Below are 26,575 nucleotides of genomic sequence, written 5' to 3' on the forward strand. Positions count from 1 at the left end.
GGCATTCCCACGCGGGAGCGTGGGAACGATCAGTCAACGGTAGTTCTTTGCGCCCCAGGCCAGCAGCCCTTGCAGCAGTTCCTTGAGCACCACCTGGGTCGGTGCCGCCAGATCCGGGCGATAACGGAACGGCTCGAACTCGTCCATGTACGTGCACTGGCCCAACTCCAGTTGCACGGCATGGATGTTCTCGGCCGGATTGCCGTAATGGCGAGTGATGTGGCCGCCCTTGAAGCGACCGTTCAGCACATGGCTGTACTCGCCGTGGCGCGCGCAGATGGCTTCCAACTGAATGGCCAACTGTTGATCGCAACTGGCGCCGTTGAAGGTGCCAAGGTTGAAGTCCGGCAGCTTGCCGTCGAACAGGTGCGGGATCACCGAGCGGATCGAGTGCGCATCGAACAGCAGCGCGTAGCCAAACTCGGCTTTCAGTCGCGCCAGTTCGTTTTGCAAGGTGCTGTGATACGGCGTCCAGATTTGCTCCAGGTAAGTCGCTCGCTCCGTCGCTGACGGCTCCATGCCCTCACGGAACAACGGAATGCCGTCGAACAGCGTCGCCGGGTACAGACCGGTAGTGGCGCCGACATACAAAGGCTTGTCGTCAGACGGTCGATTCAGGTCGATGACAAAACGCGAGTACTCGGCGGCCAAGGTGCTGGCGCCCAGCTCGGCAGCAAAATCGTATAGCTGCGGGATGTGCCAGTCAGTGTCCGGCAGGCTTTTCGCGTCGGGGATCAACCCCGCTTCCACCGCCGGGGTCAGACGCAGGCCGGCGTGGGGCATGCTGATCAGCAGCGGCACGCGGCCTTGTTTGAAGTTCAGAACCTTATCCACAACTGCTCTCCTAAACGCTTGTTTCGACGCCGTGACGCACGACGCGTTTTTCCAGATCACCGCCCAACCAGTACGACAGGTCGGCCGGACGATCGATTTGCCAGGCGACGAAATCCGCGACCTTGCCGACTTCCAGCGAGCCGTGAGTCTCAGCCATGCCCAACGCGGTGGCGGCATGAATCGTCGCGCCCGCCAGGGCTTCTTCCGGGGTCATGCGCAAACAAGTGCAGGCCATGTTCAGCATCAAGCGCAACGATAGCGCCGGTGAAGTGCCTGGATTGAGGTCGCTGGCGATGGCGATTTTCACGCCGTGTTTGCGCAAAGCCTCCATCGGCGGTAACTGAGTCTCCCGCAGGAAGTAGAAGGCGCCGGGCAGCAACACCGCGACAGTGCCGGACTTGGCCATGGCGATGGCGTCGTCTTCGGTCATGAATTCCAGGTGATCGGCCGACAGTGCGTGGTAACGCGCCGCCAGACTTGAACCGTGCAAGGACGACAACTGCTCGGCGTGCAGCTTCACCGGCAAACCGAGATTCTGCGCAGTGATGAACACCCGCTCGACCTGCGCGGGCGAGAACGCCAGGTATTCACAGAACGCGTCCACCGCATCCACCAGCCCTTCGGCGGCCAGGGCCGGGAGCATGACGGCACAGATGTGATCGATGTAGTCGTCGGCACGGTCCGCGTATTCCGGCGGCAAGGCGTGGGCGGCAAGGCAGGTGCTGCGCACGCTGACCGGCAGTTCGGCGCCGAGACGGCGAATCACCCGCAGGATCTTGCGTTCACTGGCCAGGTCCAGGCCGTAGCCGGATTTCATCTCGACCGTGGTCACGCCGTCACGCATCAGGCTCTTCAGGCGCTTGGCGGCGCTGGCGAACAGTTCGTCTTCAGTGGCAGCACGAGTGGCGCGCACGGTGCTGGCGATGCCACCACCGGCCGCGGCGATTTGCGCGTAGCTGACGCCTTGCAGGCGCTGTTCGAATTCACCGCTGCGGTTACCACCGAACACCGTGTGGGTGTGGCAGTCGATCAGGCCCGGAGTCACCCAGGCGCCTTTTAAGTCATTGACGGCCGGGTATTCGCCCGCCGGCAGTTCAGCGCGTGGGCCAATCCACTCAATGTGCGCACCGGACGTCACGACGGCCGCATCCTCGATGATCGAGTAGACGCCTTGCGCCATGGTTGCGACGTGGCAGTGTTGCCAGAGCGTTTTCATCCTTGGCCTCCGTTAGGTTATCGATGTGAAAAAGAAGGTTCCTGCTCCACCGGTACTGCCTTCCCCGCCGCGGGCTTAACCCACGTCAGGTAGGCCAGCACCAGCAATACAATCCAGACCACACCGACGATCAGCGCCGCCTGGGTGTCCGGGAAATAGCCCAGCACGCCGAAGATGAACAGCATGAAGGCAATCGCCGCCATCGGCGCATAGGGCCAGAACGGTACCGGGAATTTCAACTGTGCGACCTGTTCGCTGCTCATGGAACGACGCATGGCCACTTGGGTGAGCAGAATCATCAACCAGACCCACACCGTCGCAAAGGTCGCGATGGAGGCAATCAACAGAAATACGTTCTCCGGAATCAGGTAGTTCAACAGCACGCCCAGCAGCAGCGCGCCACTCATCACCACCACCGTCATCCATGGCACACCATTGCGCGACAACCGGGCGAAGCCCTTGGGCGCGTGCCCTTGCTGGGCCAGGCCGTACATCATGCGGCCAGCGCCGAAGATGTCGCTGTTGATCGCCGATATCGCCGCCGAAATCACCACGATATTAAGAATAGTCGCCGCCGAACTGATCCCCAGATTGTCGAAAATCTGCACAAACGGGCTGCCCTGACTGCCGATCTGCTGCCATGGAAAGATCGACATCAGCACTAACATGGTCAGTACGTAGAACAGCAAAATACGCAGCGGTACGGCATTGATCGCCCGGGGCAGCACGTGCTGCGGGTCTTTGGCTTCACCGGCCGTCACGCCGATGATTTCAATGCCGCCGAACGCAAACATCACCACCGCGAACGAAGCGATAAGGCCGCCCACGCCATTGGGCATGAAGCCGCCATGGCTCCAGAGATTGCTGATGTCGGTCGCCTGAGCGCCGGGGGCCGTGCTGATGCCGAACAGCATGATGCCGAAGCCGCCCAGGATCATCGCGACGATGGCCGCCACCTTGAGCAACGACAGCCAGAACTCCATTTCACCGAAGACTTTGACGTTGCACAGGTTCAAGCCGCCGACCACCGAAACGATGCCTAGCACCCAGATCCAGCGGGCGACTTCCGGAAACCAGAAGCCCATGTAAATCCCGAACGCGGTGACGTCGGCCATACCGACGATGACCATTTCAAACGCGTAGGTCCAACCGAGGATGAAGCCCGCCATCGGCCCAAGGTAAGTGCTGGCGTACTGGCCGAAAGAGCCGGCCACCGGGTTGTGCACCGCCATCTCGCCGAGGGCGCGCATGACCATGAACACCGCCGCGCCGCCGATCAGGTAAGCGAGCAGTACTGCAGGCCCGGCCATTTGAATGGCCGAGGCAGAACCGTAAAACAGCCCGGTGCCGATCGCCGACCCCAGTGCCATGAAGCGAATATGTCGGGCAGAGAGCCCGCGTTTCAAACCTTTTGCTGGCTGTTGCATTTCTCGTCCTTAATTATTTTTATTGGCGGAAAGGATCGATGATCGTTCCCACGCTCCCGCGTGGGAGTGCCTCTAGGGACGCTCCGCGTCCGGTGACGCAGAGCGTCACAGGCTGCATTCCCACGCGGAGCGTGGGAACGATCAAAAAACCCTGTGGGAGCGGGCTTGCTCGCGAAGAGGCCGTTACAGGCTAGGCAGCAACTTCGCCGAAACCAGCTCGTTCAGGCAACGAGTCGCCAGAAGCTCGCTAGCAGCATTGATGTCCGGCGCAAAAAACCGGTCCTTCTCATAGAACGGCACTTCAGCACGCAGGATGGCGCGAGCCTTTTCCAGCTTGGTCGAAGTCTTCAAACCATCACGCAGATCCAGACCTTGGCACGCCGCCAGCCACTCAACCGCCAAAACGCCGCGAGTGTTTTCGGCCATTTCCCACAGACGCTTGCCGGCAGCCGGGGCCATCGACACGTGATCTTCCTGGTTCGCGGAAGTCGGCAGGCTGTCCACCGAATGCGGATGGGACAACGCCTTGTTCTCACTGGCCAGTGCCGCCGCTGTTACCTGGGCAATCATGAAGCCGGAGTTTACACCGCCATTGGCCACCAGGAACGGCGGCAGTTGCGACATGTGCTTGTCCATCATCAGCGAGATACGACGCTCGCTCAGGGAGCCGATTTCAGCGATGGCCAAGGCCATGTTGTCGGCGGCCATGGCGACCGGTTCGGCGTGGAAGTTACCGCCGGAGATCACGTCGCCTTCAGTGGCGAATACCAGTGGGTTGTCCGAAACGGCGTTGGCTTCGATAGCGAGCACTTCGGCAGCCTGACGGAACTGAGTCAGGCAGGCGCCCATGACTTGCGGCTGGCAACGCAGGGAGTACGGGTCCTGAACCTTTTCGCAGTTCTGGTGCGAGTCGGAGACTTCGCTGCGCTCGCCCAGCAGATCGCGGTAAGCGGCAGCGGCGTCGATCTGGCCTTTCTGACCGCGAGCGGCATGAATCCGGGCGTCGAACGGCGAGCGCGAGCCCAGCACGGCTTCGACGGTCAGGGCGCCCAGCGCCACAGCGCCAGCGAACAGGTCTTCACCTTCGAACAAACCACGCAGCGCGTAAGCGGTGGAAACCTGGGTACCGTTGAGCAGCGCCAGACCTTCTTTCGCCGCCAGGGTCAGCGGGGTCAGACCGGCCACTTTCAGCGCTTCGGTCGCTTCCATCCATTCGCCTTTGTAGCGAGCCTTGCCTTCACCCAGCAACACCAGCGACATATGGGCCAAAGGCGCCAAATCGCCGGATGCACCGACCGAACCTTTCAATGGAATGTGCGGGTAAACCTCGGCATTGATCAGGGCGATCAGTGCGTCGATGACCTTACGACGAATGCCCGAGAAACCACGGCTCAGGCTGTTGACCTTGAGCACCATGACCAGTCGAACCAGCGCGTCGCTGATCGGCTCACCGACACCGGCGGCGTGGGACAGCACCAGCGAGCGCTGCAGGTTTTCCAGGTCTTCACTGGCGATACGGGTCGAAGCCAGCAGGCCGAAACCGGTGTTGATGCCATAAGCGGTGCGGTTCTCGGCGAGGATCTGTTCCACGCAGGCAACGCTGGCTTCAATCTGTTGCGAAGCGCTGTTGTCGAGGGTGATTTTGACCGGCTGCTGATAGATATCACGCAGTTGGGCAAGGCTCAGTTGGCCGGGAATCAGGTTTAGCGCAGTCATTTTCGTGCTCCTTTTGAGAGTTTGTCTTCTTCTTAGGTGAAGAGTACTCACCAGACGCTCCGGAGATTTCCGTTGTCCGTCGCTTCCCACCTTTTGGGGGGCTGCGCCTTGGCACGCTGGTGTTTTGTGGAAATCAGTTCAGGTTAGGTAAAGCGTTGTGCAGCAAAATCGGGTCTTTCAACACACCGGCAGCGGCGGCGATGTCCGGTGCCAGCCAGCGGTCCTGGTCGTAGGCCGGGACCCGCTCGCGCAACAGACGCCAGGCGGTATCGGTGCCGGCGCCGAAGCGTTGTTCTTTGAGGAATTCAAACGCCTGTGCCGCCAGCAGGTACTCAATCGCGAGGATCTGCGTGCAGTTTTCCAGGGCGCGATGCAGCTTCAGCGCGGCGTTGGTGCCCATGCTCAAGTGGTCTTCCTGCAGGCCCGAGGTGACGTAGTTGTCCAGCACCGCCGGTTGCGCCAACTGACGGTTTTCCGCGCACAGCGAAGCGGCGACGTATTGGACGATCATCATTCCGGAGTTAACCCCCGGGTTGGCCACCAGGAATGCCGGCAAACCGCTGACATGCGGGTTGATCAAGCGGTCCAGGCGACGCTCGGCGATGGAGCCGATTTCCGCCATGGCAATCGCCAGCAAATCCGCCGCCAATGCCACTGACTGGCCGTGCGGGTTGGCCTGGGACATGATGCGGAAATTGTCCGGCGTGCCCAGCAGCAACGGATTATCGGTGCAGCCGTTGAGTTCGGTTTCGATCTGTTGAGTCGCGTGCGCCAGTTGATCTCGTGCAGCACCGTGGACTTGCGGAATAGAACGGATGCTCAGCGCATCCTGCGTGCGAATGCCTATGCTCGAAGCAATCACTTCACTGCCATCCAGCAACGCCCGTAGATTGGTGCCAACCTGCTGCATGCCCGGATGCGGCTTGAGCGCGATGATCTCGGCATCGAACGCAGCAATCTGGCCGCGCTGGGCCTCGAAGCTCATGGCGCCGATCACGTCAGCCCATTGCAGCAGGCGCGTGGCATCAGCAATCGCCAGACAGCTGAGGCCGGTCATGCACGGCGTACCGTTGACCAGGCACAGGCCGTCTTTGGCGCCGAGCTGAACCGGTTGCAAACCTTCTTCGGCCAGAGCTTGTTGCGCAGAAACGATCTGCCCGCGATAGCTGACATTGCCGACGCCCAACAGCGCGATGCCGATGTGCGCCATGTGGGTCAGGTAACCCACTGAACCCTGGGACGGCACTTGCGCAGTGATACCGCGATTGAGCAACGCCAGCAACGCTTCGACCACCCGGCGGTGAATACCGGACTTGCCTTGGCTGTAATTGAGGATTGCCGCACACATGATCGCGCGGGTCTGCTCGTCGGCCAATGGTGCGCCAACGCCACAGGCGTGGCTGAGCAAGGTGTTGCGCGAGAGTTGGCTGAGTTGCTCGTCTTTCAACGAGACGTTGCACAAGGCACCGAGGCCGGTGTTGACGCCATAGGCGCGCTCGCCGCTGGCGACGATGCGCTGGACGATCGCTTGGGCATTCTCGATCCGCGCCCAGGCCTGTGGCGACAGCTCAAGCTGTGCGCCATGGCGGGCTACGGCGACCACATCCTGCCAACGCAACGGGGCGTCGGCGATTACGATATTTTCAGCCTGGGACATCTGAAGCCTCATACAAAATTTGATCGTTCCCACGCTCTGCGTGGGAATGCCGCCTGGGACGCTCCGCGTCCCGTTGTCATCGCAAGGCTCAAGCCCTGCGCATGTGTGACGCGGAGCGTCACGGGATGCATTCCCACGCAGAGCGTGGGAACGATCGACCTTTAAACCACCGCAGCCCGCCGCTGAACGAACCGATCCACATACTCATCCGCCGGCGAATGCAGGATCTCTCGCGGCGTACCCACCTGAATCAGGCGCCCGTCCTTGAGAATCGCAATCCGGTTACCAATCCGCACCGCCTCATCAAGGTCGTGGGTGATGAAAACGATGGTCTTGTGCAGGGTCTTTTGCAGTTCCAGCAACTGGTCCTGCATCTCCGCGCGGATCAGCGGGTCGAGGGCACTGAACGCTTCGTCCATCAGGATGATGTCAGTGTCCGCCGCCAACGCGCGGGCTAGACCTACACGCTGACGCATACCGCCGGAAAGCTGATGCGGGTATTTGTTTTCGTAGCCCTTGAGGCCCACGGTGTTGATCCAGTGCAGCGCGCGTTCGGAGCACATTTGCTTGGTCTCGCCACGCACTTTCAGGCCGTAGGCGACATTATCCACCACGGGCTTGTGCGGCAGCAGGCCAAAGCTCTGGAACACCATGCTGATCTTGTGCCGACGAAATTCGCGCAGGGCTTCCATGTCGTATTGCAGGATGTCCACGCCGTCCACCAGGATCGCGCCGCTGGTCGGGTCGATCAGGCGGTTGAAGTGGCGCACCAGGGTGGACTTGCCGGAGCCCGACAGGCCCATGATCACGAAGATCTCGCCGGTAGCGATGCTCAGGGACAAGTCGTTCACGCCGACCACGCAGCCGGTTTCGGACAGCACCTGATCTTTGGTTTTGCCCTGACCAATCATTGCCAGCGCATCCTTGGAACGGTTGCCGAAAATCTTGAAGACATTTTTGACTTCGATTTTGCTGATGGCTTCGTTGTTCATTTGCTCACCTCATGCCGTGGCCGACCGTACGCTTGAGTAATGCGGTCGATAACCACTGCCAGAATCACGATCGCCAGACCGGCTTCAAGACCACGTCCGACGTTGAGGGTCTGAATCCCCACCAACACGTCTTCACCCAGGCCACGGGCACCGATCATCGAGGCAATGACCACCATCGACAGGGCCATCATGGTGGTCTGGTTAATCCCGGCCATGATGCTCGGCAGGGCCAGCGGCAGTTGCACGCCGAACAGTTGCTGCCAACGGTTGGCACCGAAGGCGTTGATCGCTTCCATCACTTCACCGTCGACCTGGCGAATGCCCAGATCGGTCAAGCGGATCAGCGGTGGCGCGGCGTAGATCACGGTGGCGAAAATCGCCGGAACCTTGCCCAGACCGAACAGCATCAGCACCGGGATCAGGTACACGAAACTCGGCATGGTCTGCATGATGTCCAGCAACGGCATCAGCACCGAACGCAGACGATTGCTGCGCGCCGAGAGAATGCCCAGAGGGATGCCGATCAGCACCGAAATGACCGTCGCGACCATCATCAGCGCCAGCGTCTGCATCAGCTTGTCCCAGAGGCCGACCGCGCCAACCAGGAACAACAATCCGACGATCACGGCGGTGGTCACGACTTTGCGGGTCGCGTGCCAGGCAACGCCCGCCACGATCGCCAGCATCAGCCACCAGGGCGCCGCACGCAGCAACCCTTCAAGATTGACGATGGCCCACAACAGGGTGTCGGAGATCTGCCGGAACACGTCGCCGTAGTTGGTGACCAGCGAATCGACCCAACCGTTGACCCAGTCGGCGATGGAAAAGGTAAAGCTTTCGGGAAACATAAGAGACTCTCAATCAAGGGGTTGCGATCAAGCGTCCGACTGCCGCTCAGGGCAGTCGGAGAGGCTCAACCTACAAGGCCGCGTCGATCTTTTTGGCTGCGTCTTCGCTCACCCATGCGTGCCAGACTTCAGGATGTTCCTTGAGGAAGGTTTTCGCCAGTTTTGGTGAGTCGATCCGCTCTTTGGCCATGCGCCCGAGGTTCTGATTCAGCAGGTCGATTGGCAGGTTGACCTTTTCCAGCACAGCCACCAGTTCCGGGGCTTGCTCGTGGAAGGTCTTGGACAGGCCGACCTTGATGGTTACGCGCTTGTCCACGCCTGGCTTCTCTTCGAGTTTAACCAGGTCCACCTGGCCCATCAGCGGGGTTGGAGACCAGTAGTAGAACAGGATCGGCTCGCCACGTTTGTAGCTCGACAGCACCGCGGCATCCAGCGCCGGGCCGGTGCCCGGACGGAAGTTGGTGTAGGTGCTTTCCAGACCGTAGCTTTTCAGCATTTCGCTGTTGTCCAGCTCACAGGTCCAGCCGGCCGGGCAGTTGTAGAAACGGCCCTTCGATGGCTCTTCCTGATCCTTGAACACGGCGGCGTACTTGGCCAGGTCGGCGATGTTTTTCAGGTCCGGCGCCTTGGGTTCCAGCTTGCGCTTGGCGTCGCCTTCGATCACGTAGCGCGGCACGTACCAACCTTCGATGGCACCCACCACCGGAGCACCGACACCGACGACTTTGCCGGCCTTCTCGGCCTTGTTCCAAACCTCGCTACGGCCGACCCATTCTTCGGCGAACACTTGAATGTCGTTGCTGCTCAGGGCGTTTTCCATGGTGATGGAGTTGCCTGGCAGGCTGTCGACCTTGCAGTCGTAACCTTTCTCCAGCACGACCTGCATCACGTCGGTCAACAGCATGCCGCTTTCCCAGTTCAGGCCGGCGAACTTCACCGGTTTTCCCGACTCGCACCAACCAGCCGCCTGAGTGGCGCCGGCACTGGCCAGCAGGCCCATGGAAAGCAATGTGGTCAGCAGGGTCTTGTTCGATTTCATTGTGTGACGCTCCTAATCATGAATTGGCTTACGGCAGTCAAGAGGCATCCAGCCCTGTCCACATCCAATCAGGTCTGCGCCGCAGCGCGACCGGCCCCGCTTGTTTTAGGTTGTACAACGCTGTCCTGCTCGACCGGCAGAATCAGTTGATCGGGTACGGTGCCATGCCATTTTTTTGCGCACACGTAATACAGGGCTGCGGGAAGCACCAGACCGATGATCCAGGAAATATCCACACCACCCAGGGCGTCTACCAGCGGACCGGTATAGAACTTGGTGGAGATGAACGGCAGTTGCACCAGTACACCGAAGACATAGACGCTGATACCGAGAGGGTTCCAACGGCCGTAGCGACCGTTCGGATCGGCCAACGCCGGCACGTCATAGCGCTCGCGGGTGATGCAGTAGTAGTCCACCAGGTTGATCGCGCTCCATGGCGTAAAGAACGCCAGCAAGAACAGGATGAACGACTTGAACGCACCGAGGAACGAGTGCTGACCGAGCAGCGCGATCAGGGTCGCAGTACCAACGATGACCAGCACGAAAACCAGACGCTGCAAGCGCGTGACCTGCAGGTGACCACGGAAACCGCTGATGATGGTCGCGATGCACATGAAGCTGCCGTAGGAATTCAGCGTGGAGATGGTGACCTTGCCGAACGCGATGCTGAAGTACAGCAGCGCAGCGGTGGCACCGGTACCGCCCAAACCAACGATGTAGGCTACTTCGTGGCCGGCGAATTGCCCATTGGCCGTGGCGGCGGCAAACACGCCGAGGATCATCGCCACCTGTGCGCCAATGACCGAACCCGCGCCAGCGGCGAAAAAGGTTTTCACCGAGGAAATCTTGCTTGGCAGGTAGCGCGAATAGTCAGCCACGTAAGGGCCGAAGGCGATCTGCCAGGACGCCGCGAGCGACACCGAGAGCAGGAAACTGCTCCAGCTGAAGTGACGGATTTGCAGCAGTGCGCCAATGTCAGTCTGGCTCATCAGACGACTGAACAGGTAAACAAAGGCAATTACACCAATGACGCTGGCGACACGGCCAATGAAATGGATCACCCGATAACCGAGCACCGTGACCAGCACGATGACACTGGCGAAGATGAGGATACCGACGCTGTCGCTGACGCCAAACAACTGGCCCAGCGCCTGACCGGAAAGCACGGTTCCCGTTGCGGTGAAGCCGAGGTACATCAAACAGACCAGCACGATCGGGATGGCCGCGCCATAAACCCCGAACTGTACCCGGCTGGAGATCATCTGCGGCAGGCCAAGCTTGGGCCCTTGCGCCGCATGCAACGCCATCACCCCGCCGCCCAGCAGTTGACCGATCAACAGACCGATCAACGACCAGAACACATCACCACCGAGCACCACCGCCAGCGCACCCGTTACAATCGCAGTGATTTGCAGGTTGGCACCCAACCACAGGGTGAATTGGCTTAACAAACGACCGTGTCTCTCCGCTTCCGGGATGTAGTCGATCGAACGTTTCTCGATCAACGGTTTACTGCCTGCACGATCGCTGTTAACAGCCATGATTCAACCTCTGTGGATTGTTTTGTGGGGTTGGCTTTGCGTTGTTATTTACCGGTAATCATCGGCAGGTTCAGTCCCTGTTCCTTGGCGCAGTCGATAGCGATCTGGTAGCCCGCATCGGCGTGACGCATGACACCGGTGGCCGGGTCGTTGTGCAGTACGCGAGCGATACGCTCGGCCGCTTCGTCAGTACCGTCGCAGACAATCACCATGCCCGAGTGCTGGGAGAAGCCCATGCCGACGCCGCCGCCGTGGTGCAGGGAAACCCAGGTCGCGCCGCTCGCGGTGTTGAGCAGCGCGTTGAGCAGTGGCCAGTCGGACACGGCATCGGAACCGTCCTGCATGGATTCGGTTTCGCGGTTCGGGCTGGCGACAGAACCGGAGTCCAGGTGGTCGCGACCAATCACGATTGGCGCGGACAATTCACCGCTGCGAACCATTTCGTTGAACGCCAGACCGAGCTTGGCGCGCAGGCCCAGGCCAACCCAGCAGATACGTGCCGGCAGACCCTGGAAGCTGATGCGCTCGCGCGCCATGTCCAGCCAGTTGTGCAGGTGGGCGTCGTCCGGGATCAGTTCTTTTACTTTGGCGTCGGTTTTGTAGATGTCCTGCGGATCGCCCGACAGTGCAGCCCAACGGAACGGGCCGATGCCACGGCAGAACAGCGGACGGATGTAAGCCGGTACGAAACCCGGGAAGTCGAATGCGTTTTCAACGCCTTCTTCTTGCGCCATTTGACGGATGTTGTTGCCGTAGTCGAAGGTCGGGATGCCCATCTTCTGGAATTCGAGCATGGCTTTAACGTGCACGGCCATCGATTGCTTGGCGGCTTTCACCACGGCAGCTGGCTCGGTCTTGGCGCGAGCGCGGTATTCGTCCCAGGTCCAGCCGGCTGGCAGGTAACCGTTGAGCGGGTCGTGGGCGCTGGTCTGGTCGGTGACCATGTCCGGGCGCACGCCGCGCTTGACCAGTTCCGGCAGGATTTCAGCCGCGTTGCCGAGCAGCGCGATGGAAATCGCTTTGCCTTCCTTGGTGTATTTAGCGATGCGCGCCAGAGCGTCGTCGAGGTCGGTGGCTTGCTCATCGACATAGCGGCTGTTCAGGCGGAAATCGATGCTGACCTGCTGGCATTCGATGTTCAGCGAGCAAGCGCCGGCCAGGGTCGCGGCCAGTGGTTGAGCGCCGCCCATGCCACCGAGGCCTGCGGTCAGGACCCAACGACCTGTCAGGTCATCGTTGTAGTGTTGGCGACCGGCTTCGACGAAGGTTTCGTAGGTACCCTGGACGATGCCCTGGCTGCCGATGTAGATCCAACTGCCGGCGGTCATCTGGCCGTACATGGCCAGGCCTTTGGCGTCGAGTTCGTTGAAGTGTTCCCAGCTCGCCCAGTGTGGCACCAGGTTGGAGTTGGCGATCAGTACGCGCGGGGCGTTACTGTGGGTCTTGAACACGCCGACCGGCTTGCCGGATTGCACCAGCAGGGTCTCGTCGTCGTTCAGGTTGGTCAGGCTTTCGACGATCTTGTCGTAGCATTCCCAGTTACGCGCCGCACGACCGATACCACCGTAAACCACCAGTTCTTTAGGGTTCTCGGCGACTTCCGGGTCGAGGTTGTTCATCAGCATGCGCAGCGGCGCTTCGGTCAACCAGCTTTTTGCGGTCAGCTTGTTACCGCGAGCGGCACGAATTTCAACGTCACGGTGCTTTGTAAAAGAGGCGGTAGTAGGTTTCTGGGTATTGTCAGTCACGAAAAAGACTCCTCAGCGATCAATCCAAACCAACCCTGGCGGTGGGCAGCCTGCTTGTGCGCATCGTTGCGCCATAAGCGAATCAGTTGACGCTGCGAGGAATCTGGATCGACTCATACGCATACGTCTTTACTTGTACATACAAGCATATGCAATCAAGCGGCCAACTTGTTGGATGGCTGTTCAAGAAAAGTTTTGTAAGGGCTGGAAAGCGTCTGGATCAAGGGTTATGGCAGAGATGAAATTTTTCGGAGGGATTTTTCAAGGGGAGTGACAGCTGTTACTTGATCGGGGTTTTGCGCCACGCTGGGGCGTTCGGTAACAAAGTGGTGCGCAGTTTCGAATCAGATGATCGTTCCCACGCTCTGCGTGGTAACGCCTCTTTGGACGCTCCGCGTCCGCTGTTGCGACGGTGACGCGGAGCGTCAGGGGATGCATTCCCACGCGGGAGCGTGGGAACGATCAGTGGTGGTTTTTGGATCAGTGTGCAGTCAGCTCAATCACGCAGCATGGCCCGTTGCTGGAGACTTCCAGCAGGCCGGCGTTACCGTCGAGTTGCAGGCAATCATGCCGACCGAGTTGTGAGGCGCTGTTACCGACCTGCACGTCAAGCTCGTCGGTGACACTGAACACGAGCACAGTGCCCGCCGAGCTGAAAAACCGCTGCTCGCCGTCCAACCACTGCAACCGCGCGCGGTAACGCTGCGGCGCATAGATCAGGTTGAAATCGCGGATCGGCCCGCCTAGCAATGTGCAGGAAACCTGGCTCTCACCACTGAAGGCAAACGGGTCCAGCGGTAACAATGGCCGAGTGTCCTGACCATCGACGCGCAAGGTCATGCCGTCGCCTTGCAATACGGTGATCACCCGCTCGTAACCGGCAAAGGTGGAAAACCCGCCCGACTCGCCAATATCGGCAATCGACAGGCGCCAGCCAAATCCATCAAGGCCGGTGCCCGCATCACGGGTGATTTCTTCGGTGCTGCCGCCGCCGTTTTTCCACGGCATGCGCGGGTAATCCTTTGCGCGTAGAACCTTCAACTCATTCATTTATGGCTCTCTATTTATGAAACCGACCTTCCAGACGATGACGGGAACCGGGGTGGATCAAACGGGCGGCGGTCACCGGCTGACGGCCGGACCAGGTACGGCGACGAATCAGCAGGCACGGCTCGCCCTTTTCAATCTGCAGCAATTTGCACTCGGTGGCCTCGGCCAGAATCGCCTCGACCACATGCTCGCCTTCGGTCAGCGGCGCGACCTGGTTCAGATAGGCGTAGGGCGTTTGCAGGGTGAAGTCCTGCTTGAGGTAGTCCGGCGCCACCAGTGCGTTGACGAAACGGTCTTCGATTTGCACCGGGATATCGTTTTCGAAATGCACAATCAGCGAGTGAAAGACTTTCTGGCCCTCGCGCATGTCCAGCGCCAAGGCGCGCTCGGAGCCGGCAGCCTCTTCTTCGAGGATGATGACCTTGCAGGTATGGCGATGGCCACGGGAGGCGATTTCGTCGGCGATGTTGTGCACTTCAAACAGCGCGGACTGACTTTTCGGCTCGGCGACAAAAGTGCCGACACCTTGCATGCGCACCAACAGACCGTCGGCGGTCATCTCGCGCAGGGCGCGGTTGATGGTCATGCGGCTGAAGCCCAGCTGGTTGACCAGCTCGCTTTCCGACGGAACGCGGTAGTGCGGCGGCCAGTTTCCACTGTCAATTTGCTGGGTGATCATCTGTTTGACGCGGGCGTACAAGGGCGCCGGACTGTCGCCCATGTGTGCGGCCAACGGAGAGACTGCAGGCGGAGTCGGCACGGTTAATCCTTGTTGATCTGTTAGAGGTGATATGGCTCGTATGGTTAGTTCTGTCATTCAATTTCGGCGCCAGAAATCCAGATCCTGCGTTGCTGCTCCTCGCCATAGCCAGCTATGACTCGTCGCAGCGCCTTGGCTCTGAATTTCTGGCATCCGGACTTGAACTGACGAACTAACCACACGAGCCACATAGCTTGCCGGAGTTTACCGAGCAGGCAAACGTCTGTATATGTATATACAAATAACACACGATGGGGTGCTGAACCATGTCCGCCTTCTTTGCCGAACGCGCGCTGCTGCCTAGTGGATGGGCCAACAATGTACGTCTTGAGGTCAGCGCCAATGGCGTGTTGACCCATATCCAGGCCGATTCCCACGCAGATGGCGCCGAACGGCTTAGCGGTCCGCTGCTGCCTGGTATGCCGAATTTGCACTCCCACGCGTTCCAGCGGGCCATGGCCGGGTTGGCGGAAGTGGCGGGTAATCCGAACGACAGTTTCTGGACCTGGCGTGATTTGATGTATCGCCTCGTCGGAAAAATCAGCCCGGAGCAGCTCGGCGTCATCGCCCGTCAGCTGTACATCGAAATGCTCAAGGCCGGTTACACCTCGGTCGCGGAATTTCATTACGTACACCACGATAATAACGGCCAACCGTACACGGACCCGGCCGAACTGGCGCTGCGCATCAGCCAGGCCGCCAGTTCCGCCGGGATCGGCCTGACCCTGCTGCCGGTGCTCTACAGCCATTCCGGGTTCGGCGGTCAAGCCCCGAACGAAGGTCAGCGTCGCTTTATCAACACCACCGAAAACTACCTCAAGCTTCAGTCGCGCTTGCAGCCAATCCTGGCGCAACAACCGGCGCAGTCGCTGGGTTTGTGTTTCCACTCGTTGCGTGCGGTAACACCGCAGCAAATCAGCGAAGTGCTGGCCGCCAGCGACAAGCGGTGCCCTGTGCACATTCACATCGCCGAGCAGCAGAAAGAAGTTGATGACTGCCTGGGCTGGAGCGGTCGCCGTCCGCTGCAATGGCTGTACGAAAACACCGAGGTCGATCAACGCTGGTGCCTGGTTCACGCGACCCACGCCAACCCGGAAGAAGTTACGCTGATGGCCAAGAGTCGCGCCATCGCCGGTTTGTGCCTGACGACCGAAGCCAACCTCGGCGACGGTATCTTCCCGGCGGTGGATTTCCTCGCTCAGGGCGGGCGCATGGGGATCGGCTCCGACAGTCATGTGTCATTGAGCGTGGTGGAAGAATTGCGCTGGTTGGAATATGGCCAGCGCCTGCGCGACCAACGTCGTAATCGTTTGTATGGCGCGGATCAGCCGATGGTTGGCCGCACGCTGTACGACGCAGCGCTGGATGGCGGGGCTCAGGCGTTGGGTCAGCCGATTGGCGCGCTGGAAGTTGGCAAACGCGCGGATTGGCTGGTGCTGGATGGCAACGATCCGTACCTGGCGACAGCCAGTGGCGACGGGATTCTCAATCGTTGGTTGTTTGCCGGCGGCGACCGCCAGGTGCGGGATGTACTGGTCAATGGCCAGTGGGTAGTGCGCGACGGGCATCATGCCGGGGAAGAAGAAAGCAATCGCGCCTTCACCCAAGTCCTGCGCGACCTCCTGGACTGATCCCTCACTGATCATTCCCACGCTCTGCGTGGGAATGCCTCAATGGACGCTCTGCGTCCGCTCTTGGGACGCGGAGCGTCCCGGGCTGCATTCCCACGCGGAGCGTGGGAACTATCATTAGCGGATTAATCAGTTCGAAGTCTTGGCCATTTGCGTATCTGTCGCGCGCCAGATCAGTCGCGTGGTGTCGTAGCCCTGCTGACGTGCCTTGCTCAGCAATTCCTCACGCACAACGCCATTGACCGTCGGGGTCCGGGACAGCAGCCACAGATACTTGCGGCTCGGATCGCCAACAATGGCGGTCTTGTAGTCATCGCTGACGTACAACACCCAGTATTCGCCCTTCGCCACACCCGGTATCAGCCGCGAAAACCAGTTGTCGAACTCGACCCACAATTTGTCGGGTTTGCCCGGCACCTGTGGCCAAGCCGTGCCTTTGGCCTCTTCCCATTGCCAGTCCGCCGTCAGGCAGCGGTTCAGTACCAACACGTCGCCGTCAGGCTTGAGCGTGTAATGGGCTTCGGATTGCGCGCAGTTGCGCTGGAAATACATCGGCAGACGGGCCAACTCGTACCAGGTCCCTTGGTACTTCTTAAGATTGACGCTGTTGACGGTTTTCGGTGCCAACGGATCTACGCCGGAAGTGGCGCAGCCGGCCAATACCAGGCCGGCAAAAAGGACTATCAGTAACCGCTTCATTATTTTTCTCCCGTGGGCGCTTAGCCCCGGATTACTTCAGGCCTTGGCCGGAAAACATCAGCACTTTGTCACCGGCGTACTGCACGCTGATAAAGCTGTTTTTGTCACCCCAGGTGCAACTGGACATGCCGAGCGCGCCCGAGCAGTCAGTGGGTTTACCCAACAAGGTTTCTACCTCGGCCTTGGGCATGCCTGACGACAGCTTCGAGTAGTTTTCCTGATTGACCTTGCTGCACGCGGCCAGCAACACGCAGAACGAAAGCAGGGCGATTGAACGCAGCGACATTGTGTAGCTCCTGGGGCGAAGGGGAATGGCAGGACTGCCAAGCAGAAGCTTAGAAGAGAAAACCCCCATCTGGTTCCGTGGCCGGTCGGCTATTTTTGGGCCGGCCGTCCGCCTTTCGTGAAATAGAAGGAACTTTTGTTTGCTGTTGAACATTTCGTCGGTTTTCGCAAAAGCCGCCTAATCTTTGGCGCCGCTCAGTCGACATAAAAGCAGCGCAAAGCCCACGACTGTGGCAAATTTACGCCCCCTTTGTTGACCAGCCTCTTCGCGGTAGTTCATTTAATGACCAAAAACATGAAGTTCAGCCACAAGATCTTGTTGGCTGCTGCCCTCGTGGTGGCCGTTGCATTCGCTTGCTTCATCCTCTTCAACGACTACCGCCAGCGGCAAACCCTGCGCAGCAGTACCGAATCCTCGATGCAGGAACTCGGCAGCCTGACCACCAGCAACATCCAGACCTGGCTGGAAAGCCGCATTCAGTTGCTGCAATCGCTGTCGCAGCAGATCGCGGTGGACGGCAGCGCTCAGGCCAACCTCAAGCGCGCCATTGACCTGCCGGCCTACACCAGTAATTTTCAGCTGAGCTACTTCGGTGGCACCGACGGCGTGATGTTTTCGGTCCCGGCCGGCAATCGTGCGGCGGATTACGATCCCCGCGCCCGCGGCTGGTACAAGGCGGCCTACAGCGCGCAACAGACCATCGTCACCGAACCGTATATCGCCGCGTCGTCGGGCAAGCTGGTGATCACCGTCGCCACACCGGTGAAACATCAGAATCAAATGATCGGCGTCGCCGGCGCAGACATTGACCTGTCCAGCGTCAGCGCGATCATCAACTCGCTGAACTTCGGCGGCCACGGCCATGCCTTTATCGTCAGTGCCGACGGCAAAATCCTGATCCACCCGGACAGTAAACTGGTACTCAAGAGCCTGACCGACGCCTACCCGAACGGCGCCCCGAAAGTCAGCCCGGGCATGAAAGAAGTCGAGATCGACGGCAAGACTCAATTCATCTCCTTTACACACGTCAACGGTGTGCCCTCGGCAGACTGGTACGTGGCGCTGGTGCTGGAACAGGACACCGCGTTCTCGATGCTCAGCGAATTCCGCACGTCGGCGATTATCGCCATGGTCATTGCCGTGGTGATCATCATCGCGCTGTTGAGCATGCTGATCAGCTTCTTGATGCAGCCGCTGCTGACCATGGGTCGCGCGATGCATGACATCGCCGAAGGTGAAGGCGACCTGACCAAACGACTGACCATCCACGGCCACGATGAATTCGGCGCGCTGGGTACCTCGTTCAACCGTTTTGTGGAACGTATTCACACCTCGATCCGCGAGGTGTCCTCGGCCACTGGCCAGGTCAATGAAGTCGCGCTGCGTGTGGTTGCCGCGTCGAACTCGTCGATGTTCAACTCTGACCAGCAAGCTTCGCGCACCAGCAGCGTGGCCGCAGCCATCAACGAGCTGGGCGCCGCCGCCCAGGAAATCGCCCAGAACGCCGCCCTCGCCTCTCAGCATTCGAGCGATGCTCGCGCATTGGCCGAAGACGGTCAGCAAGTCGTCGATAAAACCATCGCGGCGATGCAGCAGCTCTCGGCGAAGATCAGCGATTCGTGCGGCAACATCGAAACGCTTAACAGCAACACCGTGAACATCGGGCAGATTCTGGAGGTGATCACCAGCATCTCCCAGCAGACCAACTTGCTGGCGCTCAACGCAGCCATCGAAGCGGCCCGCGCCGGTGAAGCCGGTCGTGGTTTTGCCGTGGTAGCGGACGAGGTGCGTAACCTCGCGCACCGTACCCAGGATTCGGCGCAGCAAGTGCAGAAGATGATCGAGGAACTGCAAGTCGGCGCCCGGGAAGCCGTGAGCACCATGACCGAGAGCCAGCGCCAGAGCGAAAGCAGCGTCGGCATTGCCAACCAGGCGGGCGAACGTCTGAGCAGCGTGACTCAGCGGATCGGTGAGATCGACGGGATGAACCAGTCGGTGGCGACAGCGACAGAAGAGCAGACGGCGGTGGTGGAATCGATCAACGTCGACATTACCGAGATCAACACGTTGAACCAGGAAGGCGTGGAGAACTTGCAGTCGACCTTGCGCGCGTGTGCCGATCTTGAGCGGCAGGCGGCGCGGTTGAAGCAGTTGGTGGGTAGTTTCAGGATCTAAGCCGTTCTTGCGGGCCCCTTCGCGGGCAAGCCTCGCTCCTACAGAGGACATTGATCCTTGTAGGAGCGAGGCTTGCCCGCGAAGGCGGCATCAGCCGCGATGAAGATTTAAAACCTTGAACCAGGCCCCGAAAGAAACTCCAACTCCTCAGCCGTAGATTCCCGCCCCAACACCGCATTCCTATGCGGAAACCGCCCAAACCGCGCAATCACTTTCTGATGCCGCTCGGCATAATCCAGGTTATCGGCAAACACCGCCCGATCAGCCTCCGGTTGTCGCACCACCAACTCGATAAACCGCGAAACTGCTTCATTCTGCACCACCAGGTTTTCGCAATGCTCAAACACCAGGTAGATGAACACCCGCTGGATCGGCCGCAACTGCCGATCGAAATCCGCAGCGATGCCTTGCGCCACCAGTGCCTGAGCCCTGAGATCGCCTGAAAAGGATTTGGGCGTGTCGCGAAAGATCATTCGCGGGAGTTGATCGAGCAACAGCACCAGGGCCAGCCAACCTTCGGGGCGTTGCGCCCAGTCAGTCAATCCGCCGGCCAGTGCCTGCTCGACCCAGTCCCCGAAACGCGTGCGCGCTTCGAGGTCCTGGCTGTCGCGTTTGCCGAACCACAACTTGCCCTTGTCAGCCGCTACTTCGTTGGGTGATTCGGAGTTTCCAAACCACCATTCGAGCAACGGCTTCCAGGGCGCGGTCATGGATTTATTCCTTGTGGTAAGCCGTGACGCGTGCGACTTCTTCTTTCGAGCCGAGGAACACCGCTACGCGCTGGTGCAGGCCTTCAGGCTGAATGTCGAGGATGCGCTGGTGACCATCGGTGGACGCGCCGCCCGCTTGCTCAACCAGGAACGACATCGGGTTGGCTTCGTACATCAAACGCAGTTTGCCCGGCTTCGACGGCTCGCGGCTGTCGCGCGGGTACATGAACAGGCCACCACGGGTCAGGATGCGGTGCACATCGGCGACCATCGCGGCCACCCAGCGCATGTTGTAGTTCTTCTTCAGCGGGCCTTCGTCGCCAGCCAGCAATTCGCCGACGTAGCGTTGTACCGGTGCTTCCCAGTGACGCTGGTTGGACGCGTTGATCGCGAATTCCTGAGTGGACTCCGGGATCGTGATGTCTTCGTGGGTCAGCACGAAGCTGCCCATTTCACGGTCCAGGGTAAAGCCCTTCACGCCATCACCCAGGGTCAGCACCAGCATGGTCTGCGGGCCGTAGATGGCATAACCGGCGGCTACCTGCTCGGTGCCTGGCTGCAGGAAGGCCTTTTCGTTCAAGGCTTCGTTCTGGCTCAGGTATTCGTTCGGGCAACGCAGCACCGAGAAGATAGTACCGACCGGTGCGTTGATATCAATGTTCGACGAGCCGTCCAGTGGGTCGAATACCAGCAAGTACGCGCCTTTCGGGTATTTGCCCGGGATCTGGTAGGCATTGTCCATTTCTTCGGACGCCATGCCGGCCAGGTGACCGCCCCATTCGTTGGCTTCGAGCAAGATCTCGTTGGAGATCACGTCGAGTTTCTTCTGCACTTCGCCTTGGACGTTTTCGGTGCCCATGCTGCCCAGAACACCACCGAGGGCGCCTTTGGACACGGCGTGGCTGATTTCCTTGCAGGCGCGCGCCACCACTTCGATCAGGAAACGCAGATCGGCAGGCGTGTTGTTGCTACGGGTCTGCTCAATCAAATAGCGACTCAGGGTAACGCGGGACATGGAAGGCTCCGGTGGAATGGGGGGCTAAAAACCCGCGCAGTTTAACGCGAGTCGGGGCGTATTTCCTCCTATCAGACGTGTTACACCCAATAGAGTTCATGCGCCCGGTTGAGCGTAGTTCGAAACCGCCCGGATGTGCACCGGGGATTGCTGCCAGTTTCAAGGGTTGACCGGCGGCTTGCGCAGCAGACTGAATGCCATCGCGGCCAGACACAAAACGCTGAGCAGCAACACCGCCCACAACCCGAACTTCTTCCAATTGATGTCAGTCGCAGCATCCGTTGTCACTGTCGACGCCGGCGTGACCACCGCCCCGCCCTCCACCGTAGCCCTGCCCAACGTCGCCAACTTTGCAGCGCTGTAATCCGGAATCAACGTCGACAGCGGCAGGCTCGCCGCCTTCACCGTGGCACTTCCCAACGCGAGCGTATAGGGCCCCGCTCCGCGCGCCAGGAACACCAATTGAGTGGAGCGCACGGCGAACCGCACAGTCGGAGCCTCGCCCCCCAGTCCGCCGCCGCGCTCGTCCACTGTCAGTTTCAACTGCTGCACGGTTTGCCCTGACAGCTGCAATTCGTTCTGCACCACGTCCTGGCCATTCTGGGTCAGGCGATAGAGCAAACCGCTGCTCAGCGGCTGCCACGGCAGGCTGCTTTCCCGACGACCGGACAAGGTTACCGGCGCCAAACTGTTGGGCTGACTCAACTCGATTTGCAAGCGCTCGACATTCAGCCCCATGGGTAATTGCCAGGTGTATTCACCGGCCTTCACGCTGCTGCCGGCCAGCGGTTGTGACCAGACCAGCGGTAGCGGCAGACTGCGGGTCTTGGCGCTTTGCAGTTGCGCCGAGGTCAACGTCGGGGCCGATTGCGGCGTGCTCCACAGCAAACGCAGATAACGGGCTGATTGACCCGGCAGAGCGACTTCATGCTGCTCGACCCGCTCGTCGGCAAACGTCAGGCGTGCCACCTGCCCTTCGCCCCAGGACTGCCAATGTTGCAAGTCGTCGCTGGCTTCGAGGGTGAAACGCTGGAAGCCGTCGCGTTCGCTGGTCCAGTCGAGAATCAACTGCTGCAAGGGTGCTTTGATGCTGCTGGCGTCGAGCAACCAGCCGCGCAGCATTTCTTCGCCCGCTTCCAGCTGACTGGACGGCTGCACTTCGACCAGCGTGCCGTTGGTACTCGATTGCACCCGCACGCTCGGTGCGTGCTCGGTGGAATCCGCCGAGTTGTACAGCGGGAACCATTTCACGTCAGTCAGGGTGCGGTTTTCGCTGGTTTGCGCCGGCGCGCGGGCCAAGGAATACGCCTGAGCCTCACCGGCAGCATTGAATACGCGCACATCGCTGAGATCGGTTTTCCGCGCATTCAATTGCACATTCAAGGGCAATTCGAGGTGATACCACGGGCCTTCGCCGTTTACCGACAACGGCACCTGTGTGGCGAAGTCCGTCGGTTTTTCCTGAGCACTGGCCGACAGCGCCACACCCAGCGCAACAGCGCCCAACCAGCCGAGGCTCAGCTTCTGACTCAAGACGACACTCCTTCGGTTTGCGGGGCCGGTTGTTCAGCCTCCGGTACAGCCTCGGCGCGCTTAGGTGGCAACGGGGCGAAATAGCCCACGACCAACAGCAACACGCCAACGCCGATAAACGACACGATCCGCGCCAGCCCACCGCGGTTACTCAACTCGACAAACAACAGTTTGGCCACCACCACACCGATCAGCGCCGCACCGATCAGCCAGACTTCGCGGCGATGACGCAGATGGCCGCCGATCATCAGACTCAGGGCTATCAAGGTCCAGACGATAGACAGACCGGCCTGCACCAGCATGGATTCGAGCAACGCCTCCAGCTCGAACGGCACACCGCCCCAATGGTGGGCCGTGCGCATCACCAGCGCAGTAAAGAAAACAAACAGCGAGGCGCCAGCGATCAGTTGCGTGGCGTGTTTGGCGTAGTCCTTGCGGATCAACAGTTGCGTCACGGCGCTGCGGGACCAGACATAAACGCCGAATAGCGCAAACAGCAGGCCCAACTCCAACGGGTTGATCAGCGGCACGTAAGGCAACGGCTCGGCGGTGCCGTCACTGACGACGTTTGCCAGCCAGAACCAGCCGAGCATCAGCAACGCCAACGGTGCCGCCGCATACACACGGTATTCGCGCGGATAAGCCGACACCGGCCATGGCCAACCACGGGTTGCTGCCGCGAGTACCAAATACAGGCTCGGCAGAATCGCCCAACCCAACCAGCGCCAGGCGTTGTATTGCTCGGACAACAGCAACAGACCGTAACGCAGCTCCAGGGCCAGCACGCCGATCAATAGCCAGCAGCCGAGCACGTGGGCGGTACTGAGGGCGCGCGCCGGCAGCATCGGCGCCAGACGTCGCAGAGAGATGAAATGCACAACGAACACGGCCGCCCATACCAGCCAACCCAAGTTGGCCGCCGGGTGATAACGCGAGTGCCAAGCAGCAAGCAACACTAAACCGGCAGCAGGAATCAGCAAGGTGCAGAGCAAGCCCAGCGCCGACCATTTCAGGCGTAGCGCCAACACTGTCCACAGCGCCACGCTCACTGCCGCGACCGCCAGCAACAACGTCGCTTGCAGATTCAACGGTGCGAAGCGCAGCACTTCACTGACCCACGCCAGCGCCCACCAACCCGCGCCCCACACCAGCAGCACTTCGGACAAACGCTGCAAGCTCAGCACATCGAACGCCGTGGCATGGTTGCCGAGCTGCAAGCGCCAGGCGCCAACCATTGCGGCCAGGCCCAACACCAGCGGCGTCCAGAAACCGCTGTGAGCCAACGGGCGCAAACCTTCGCTGGCCAGCGACCCGAGCAGGTCCGGGCCCGCGAACAAGAACGCCACGCCGCCAATCACCTGCAACAGCAAACCGAAGACAAAACTCACGCGCTGCTTCAGGTACAGGCTCAGCCAGATGATGAACAGACCGCTGGCCGCCCATACCGCACTCGCCGTTTGCCATGGCAGGACGAACAGCACCGCCAGATTGATCAACACCAGACCGGCCAGCAGCACCACCGACAAGCCGCGCAGTAGTCGCACATCACCGCGCACCATCTCATCGCGCGCGGCCAGCAACATGCCGGCGATCAACGCCAGACCGATCAGTGACGCGCTGAGCAGCCCGCTCCAACCGGCGTTGAAAACCGCCGCCGAATCCTCTCCAGCCCCTTGCAGACGCAACAGGAACAGCCCGCCGCCGAGCAGTTGCACAGCAAACGCGGTAAACAGGAAGGTGCGCGATTGCAGACGCAGGCCGACGAACAACGTCAACAACCCCGCCAGCGCCCAACTGATCGCCGTACCGTGAGTGAAGAACAACAACGGCGCCAGCAGATAGAGGAAAGTCAGACCGAGGCAGGCCAATACGGGCAGCCCTTTGCGCTCCCACTGCGAAGTCTGTTCAGGCAAGGCTTTGCGCAATTGATAGCAGCTGAACAACAACGCCACGCCGAGCATCAACGCACCGAGCGGCGCACCGTCGAGCAGGCTGCTTTCGCCGATCCGCAGTTCACTGAGGAAGGCCAGCGCCGAGCCCAATTGCAGCAGCAAGGCAAAGGCTCGGGCCAGCGGTCGTTGCTGACGCAGGCCGAGCCAGAAGATGCCGGCGCCTTCGACGGCCCATGCAGCAGCGGTCCAGCGCGCATCGAGCCCCAACGGAATGGCCAGGCTGGCGAAGATCACCCCCAGTGCCAGGCAGGTTTCCGCCAGCAGCAACGCTCGGCCGCCCATCAGCAACCGTGCCAGCCCCATGTAAATCATGCCCAACGCCAACGCGCTGAAGGCAGCGGCAAACTCGAGGTGCTGAACCAGAGCGAACTGCAAACCGAAGCCCACCAACGGAGGACCGAACAGCATCGTGCCGTCGACGTAATCACCCTTTTGCGTCGACCAACGCAGCAGCGCCTCGCGGCTGTCATCCTCGGGCGCGTCGCTCATTTCCAGCAACGTGCGTCGGGCGAACAGTAGACCGATGGCCAGGTACATCAGGAAAAACACAATCAGGAACGGTTCGGTGCTCCACAACAGTTCTGGCGTATAGGAACGCAGGCCCCAGGCGAAACCGATGCCGAAGGTGCCGACAAAGCCGATCAAGTTGAGCAGCCGCCAGGCCTTGAACCAGGCGATGGCGAGGATGCCGGCGTTGAGCAAGGCAAAGTAGCTGAACAGCGCGACATGGTTGCCGGCGCCGGTGGAGGTCAGGATTGGTGCCGCGAAACCGCCGAGTGCCGCAGCAGCGGCGAGACCCAGAGCGTCCTGGGTGATGGCGAGAATCGCCGAGAACACCGTCACCGCGACCAGCAGGCCTAACGCCGCGCTCGGATCGAGCAGTGGATGCAGGCGCATTGCGGCAAACACGGTCAGGTACAACACCGCGATCCCGGTGCCTTGCAGCATCAACGCGTACTGGCTGTTGCGCAGTCGCAGCCACCAACCCAGACCGAGCAGGCCCAACGCAGCCGCCGCGACACCGGCGTAACGCAACTCGATCGGCACCACCATGCCTTCGGTGGCGTAACGCAGCAGGAACGCCAGACCGAGAAACAACAGCACCACACCGACCCGCAGCACGGTGTTGCCGCCGAACAACCAGTTGCGGGCGCCATTGATGGCGCGCTCGATGACATTCGGCCCGCGCGGGATGGCGGGCTGTTGCGGCTCGCGGGCGACCGGCTCGGGTTTCCAGGGATCGACCGGCAGTGGGCGGCTGGTTTCAGCAGCGGCCGCGGTGATCGGTTCGAGTTCGGGAGGGAGTTCCCAGATCAGCCCCGGGGCCTCAACTGGGATTTCGTCGAGAATGAATTCAGGAGGTGCGCCGGCCTCGCTGGCAACGGGTTCACTGGTTTGCGGCGCTTTGACGCCTGACACCTCCAGCAATGCCAAACGCTGCTCGACCGCACTCAGGGCCACTTGCGCCTTTTCAAGCAGCCGGCGCTGCTCGACAGTTTGTAAATCCAAGCGGCCAATGCGAATGGCCTGGCCAATACCCAACCCGAGCAACGCGCCCAACAGCGCATCGCTGAACGACTCGTCGAGTATCCAACCCAGCACCAGCCCAATCAGCATGAACATCCATTGCATTGTCGATATCCCTAAGCGGCCCATTGCCTTGTGGCGTCTGTGCTGACGCTTTCGCGGGCAAGCCTCGCTCCTACAGGCTATATGCAATTCCTGTAGGAGCGAGGCTTGCCCGCG

20 protein-coding genes and 1 pseudogene are annotated in these 26,575 nt (G+C 60.4%); 3 read left to right on the forward strand and 18 right to left on the reverse strand.

All coding sequences use genetic code 11. From position 1 onward, the window contains the following. Nucleotides 1-33: 33 nt before the first annotated feature. The 12 genes from hutG to hutC all read right to left on the reverse strand — a co-directional run bounded on the left by hutG (nucleotide 34) and on the right by hutC (nucleotide 14,789). Nucleotides 34-834: an N-formylglutamate deformylase gene (gene hutG, locus ACYZT0_RS23765; protein ID WP_462043258.1), complete on the reverse strand. Its 801-nt coding sequence runs from the start codon at nucleotides 832-834 to the stop codon at nucleotides 34-36. A 10-nt stretch (nucleotides 835-844) separates the two neighbouring features. Next, the gene (gene hutI / locus ACYZT0_RS23770; protein WP_462043259.1) at nucleotides 845-2,050 is read right to left on the reverse strand and encodes an imidazolonepropionase; all 1,206 of its coding nucleotides are present in this window, start codon (nucleotides 2,048-2,050) and stop codon (nucleotides 845-847) included. 17 nt (nucleotides 2,051-2,067) lie between these two features. Further along, nucleotides 2,068-3,477 carry an amino acid permease gene (locus ACYZT0_RS23775; protein ID WP_462043260.1) on the reverse strand — a complete coding sequence of 470 codons (1,410 nt, stop codon included), beginning with the start codon at nucleotides 3,475-3,477 and terminating at the stop codon, nucleotides 2,068-2,070. A gap of 183 nt (nucleotides 3,478-3,660) precedes the next feature. After that, complete coding sequence (gene hutH / locus ACYZT0_RS23780) at nucleotides 3,661-5,193, reverse strand: histidine ammonia-lyase (protein ID WP_462043261.1); 1,533 nt, start codon at nucleotides 5,191-5,193, stop codon at nucleotides 3,661-3,663. A 133-nt stretch (nucleotides 5,194-5,326) separates the two neighbouring features. Next, nucleotides 5,327-6,850, reverse strand: a complete 1,524-nt coding sequence (hutH, locus tag ACYZT0_RS23785; protein ID WP_462043262.1) for a histidine ammonia-lyase — start codon at nucleotides 6,848-6,850, stop codon at nucleotides 5,327-5,329. Between the two features lie 161 nt (nucleotides 6,851-7,011). Beyond that, nucleotides 7,012-7,842: a quaternary amine ABC transporter ATP-binding protein gene (locus tag ACYZT0_RS23790; protein WP_462043263.1), complete on the reverse strand. Its 831-nt coding sequence runs from the start codon at nucleotides 7,840-7,842 to the stop codon at nucleotides 7,012-7,014. Further along, complete coding sequence (locus tag ACYZT0_RS23795) at nucleotides 7,839-8,690, reverse strand: ABC transporter permease (RefSeq protein ID WP_045061975.1); 852 nt, start codon at nucleotides 8,688-8,690, stop codon at nucleotides 7,839-7,841. The genes ACYZT0_RS23790 and ACYZT0_RS23795 overlap by 4 nt, the downstream gene beginning before the upstream one ends. Nucleotides 8,691-8,760: 70 nt before the next feature. Beyond that, entirely contained in the window at nucleotides 8,761-9,729 is a 969-nt protein-coding gene (locus tag ACYZT0_RS23800) for an ABC transporter substrate-binding protein (RefSeq protein ID WP_462043264.1), read from the reverse strand. Between the two features lie 68 nt (nucleotides 9,730-9,797). Further along, entirely contained in the window at nucleotides 9,798-11,270 is a 1,473-nt protein-coding gene (locus ACYZT0_RS23805; RefSeq protein WP_462043265.1) for a purine-cytosine permease family protein, read from the reverse strand. A 44-nt stretch (nucleotides 11,271-11,314) separates the two neighbouring features. Next, nucleotides 11,315-13,018 (reverse strand): urocanate hydratase, encoded by a 1,704-nt coding sequence (gene hutU / locus ACYZT0_RS23810; protein WP_462043266.1) that lies wholly within the window; start codon nucleotides 13,016-13,018, stop codon nucleotides 11,315-11,317. Nucleotides 13,019-13,498: 480 nt separating this feature from the next. Next, a complete protein-coding gene (locus tag ACYZT0_RS23815; RefSeq protein ID WP_462043267.1) occupies nucleotides 13,499-14,068 on the reverse strand; it encodes a HutD/Ves family protein in 570 nt (189 codons plus the stop codon). Nucleotides 14,069-14,078: 10 nt separating this feature from the next. After that, the gene (gene hutC, locus ACYZT0_RS23820; protein ID WP_462046627.1) at nucleotides 14,079-14,789 is read right to left on the reverse strand and encodes a histidine utilization repressor; all 711 of its coding nucleotides are present in this window, start codon (nucleotides 14,787-14,789) and stop codon (nucleotides 14,079-14,081) included. Between the two features lie 305 nt (nucleotides 14,790-15,094). On the opposite strand from hutC, the gene ACYZT0_RS23825 reads away from it, so the two are divergent. Beyond that, a complete protein-coding gene (locus ACYZT0_RS23825; RefSeq protein ID WP_462043268.1) occupies nucleotides 15,095-16,459 on the forward strand; it encodes a formimidoylglutamate deiminase in 1,365 nt (454 codons plus the stop codon). A 129-nt stretch (nucleotides 16,460-16,588) separates the two neighbouring features. Here the strand turns inward: ACYZT0_RS23825 and ACYZT0_RS23830 are convergent, their stop codons facing one another. Beyond that, nucleotides 16,589-17,158, reverse strand: a complete 570-nt coding sequence (locus ACYZT0_RS23830; RefSeq protein ID WP_462043270.1) for a lipocalin family protein — start codon at nucleotides 17,156-17,158, stop codon at nucleotides 16,589-16,591. Between the two features lie 31 nt (nucleotides 17,159-17,189). Continuing rightward, on the reverse strand, nucleotides 17,190-17,444 hold the full coding sequence (locus tag ACYZT0_RS23835) for a lipoprotein (RefSeq protein WP_045061982.1): 255 nt from the start codon (nucleotides 17,442-17,444) through the stop codon (nucleotides 17,190-17,192). A 294-nt stretch (nucleotides 17,445-17,738) separates the two neighbouring features. On the opposite strand from ACYZT0_RS23835, the pseudogene ACYZT0_RS23840 reads away from it, so the two are divergent. Both ACYZT0_RS23840 and ACYZT0_RS23845 read left to right on the forward strand, forming a co-directional pair. Next, nucleotides 17,739-18,761, forward strand: a pseudogene (locus ACYZT0_RS23840) (HAMP domain-containing protein); the annotation flags it as partial. A gap of 93 nt (nucleotides 18,762-18,854) precedes the next feature. Beyond that, nucleotides 18,855-19,619, forward strand: a complete 765-nt coding sequence (locus ACYZT0_RS23845) for a methyl-accepting chemotaxis protein (protein ID WP_462046628.1) — start codon at nucleotides 18,855-18,857, stop codon at nucleotides 19,617-19,619. 107 nt (nucleotides 19,620-19,726) lie between these two features. Here ACYZT0_RS23845 and ACYZT0_RS23850 read toward each other — a convergent pair whose 3' ends face one another. From ACYZT0_RS23850 to ACYZT0_RS23865, 4 genes are all read right to left on the reverse strand, one after another. Continuing rightward, nucleotides 19,727-20,329 (reverse strand): DUF924 family protein, encoded by a 603-nt coding sequence (locus ACYZT0_RS23850; RefSeq protein WP_462043271.1) that lies wholly within the window; start codon nucleotides 20,327-20,329, stop codon nucleotides 19,727-19,729. A 4-nt stretch (nucleotides 20,330-20,333) separates the two neighbouring features. Beyond that, on the reverse strand, nucleotides 20,334-21,344 hold the full coding sequence (locus ACYZT0_RS23855; protein ID WP_282377315.1) for a class 1 fructose-bisphosphatase: 1,011 nt from the start codon (nucleotides 21,342-21,344) through the stop codon (nucleotides 20,334-20,336). Between the two features lie 159 nt (nucleotides 21,345-21,503). After that, nucleotides 21,504-22,877 (reverse strand): DUF3999 domain-containing protein, encoded by a 1,374-nt coding sequence (locus tag ACYZT0_RS23860; protein ID WP_462043272.1) that lies wholly within the window; start codon nucleotides 22,875-22,877, stop codon nucleotides 21,504-21,506. Next, nucleotides 22,874-26,461 carry a DUF2339 domain-containing protein gene (locus tag ACYZT0_RS23865; protein WP_462043273.1) on the reverse strand — a complete coding sequence of 1,196 codons (3,588 nt, stop codon included), beginning with the start codon at nucleotides 26,459-26,461 and terminating at the stop codon, nucleotides 22,874-22,876. The genes ACYZT0_RS23860 and ACYZT0_RS23865 overlap by 4 nt, the downstream gene beginning before the upstream one ends. Nucleotides 26,462-26,575: the final 114 nt, after the last annotated feature.

Source organism: Pseudomonas sp. ZS1P83 (genome assembly GCF_054897825.1).

Excerpts from the sequence above, each read along its gene's own strand:
- ACYZT0_RS23795 (WP_045061975.1), bottom strand. The coding sequence starts at position 8,690 with ATGTTTCCCGAAAGCTTTACCTTTTCCATCGCCGACTGGGTCAACGGT.
- ACYZT0_RS23845 (WP_462046628.1), top strand. The coding sequence starts at position 18,855 with ATGTTCAACTCTGACCAGCAAGCTTCGCGCACCAGCAGCGTGGCCGCA.
- ACYZT0_RS23865 (WP_462043273.1), bottom strand. The coding sequence starts at position 26,461 with ATGCAATGGATGTTCATGCTGATTGGGCTGGTGCTGGGTTGGATACTC.
- ACYZT0_RS23835 (WP_045061982.1), bottom strand. The coding sequence starts at position 17,444 with ATGTCGCTGCGTTCAATCGCCCTGCTTTCGTTCTGCGTGTTGCTGGCC.
- ACYZT0_RS23850 (WP_462043271.1), bottom strand. The coding sequence starts at position 20,329 with ATGACCGCGCCCTGGAAGCCGTTGCTCGAATGGTGGTTTGGAAACTCC.
- ACYZT0_RS23800 (WP_462043264.1), bottom strand. The coding sequence starts at position 9,729 with ATGAAATCGAACAAGACCCTGCTGACCACATTGCTTTCCATGGGCCTG.
- ACYZT0_RS23815 (WP_462043267.1), bottom strand. The coding sequence starts at position 14,068 with ATGAATGAGTTGAAGGTTCTACGCGCAAAGGATTACCCGCGCATGCCG.
- ACYZT0_RS23855 (WP_282377315.1), bottom strand. The coding sequence starts at position 21,344 with ATGTCCCGCGTTACCCTGAGTCGCTATTTGATTGAGCAGACCCGTAGC.
- hutI (WP_462043259.1), bottom strand. The coding sequence starts at position 2,050 with ATGAAAACGCTCTGGCAACACTGCCACGTCGCAACCATGGCGCAAGGC.
- ACYZT0_RS23830 (WP_462043270.1), bottom strand. The coding sequence starts at position 17,158 with ATGAAGCGGTTACTGATAGTCCTTTTTGCCGGCCTGGTATTGGCCGGC.
- ACYZT0_RS23790 (WP_462043263.1), bottom strand. The coding sequence starts at position 7,842 with ATGAACAACGAAGCCATCAGCAAAATCGAAGTCAAAAATGTCTTCAAG.
- hutH (WP_462043261.1), bottom strand. The coding sequence starts at position 5,193 with ATGACTGCGCTAAACCTGATTCCCGGCCAACTGAGCCTTGCCCAACTG.
- ACYZT0_RS23805 (WP_462043265.1), bottom strand. The coding sequence starts at position 11,270 with ATGGCTGTTAACAGCGATCGTGCAGGCAGTAAACCGTTGATCGAGAAA.
- ACYZT0_RS23775 (WP_462043260.1), bottom strand. The coding sequence starts at position 3,477 with ATGCAACAGCCAGCAAAAGGTTTGAAACGCGGGCTCTCTGCCCGACAT.
- hutH (WP_462043262.1), bottom strand. The coding sequence starts at position 6,850 with ATGTCCCAGGCTGAAAATATCGTAATCGCCGACGCCCCGTTGCGTTGG.
- ACYZT0_RS23825 (WP_462043268.1), top strand. The coding sequence starts at position 15,095 with ATGTCCGCCTTCTTTGCCGAACGCGCGCTGCTGCCTAGTGGATGGGCC.
- hutC (WP_462046627.1), bottom strand. The coding sequence starts at position 14,789 with ATGGGCGACAGTCCGGCGCCCTTGTACGCCCGCGTCAAACAGATGATC.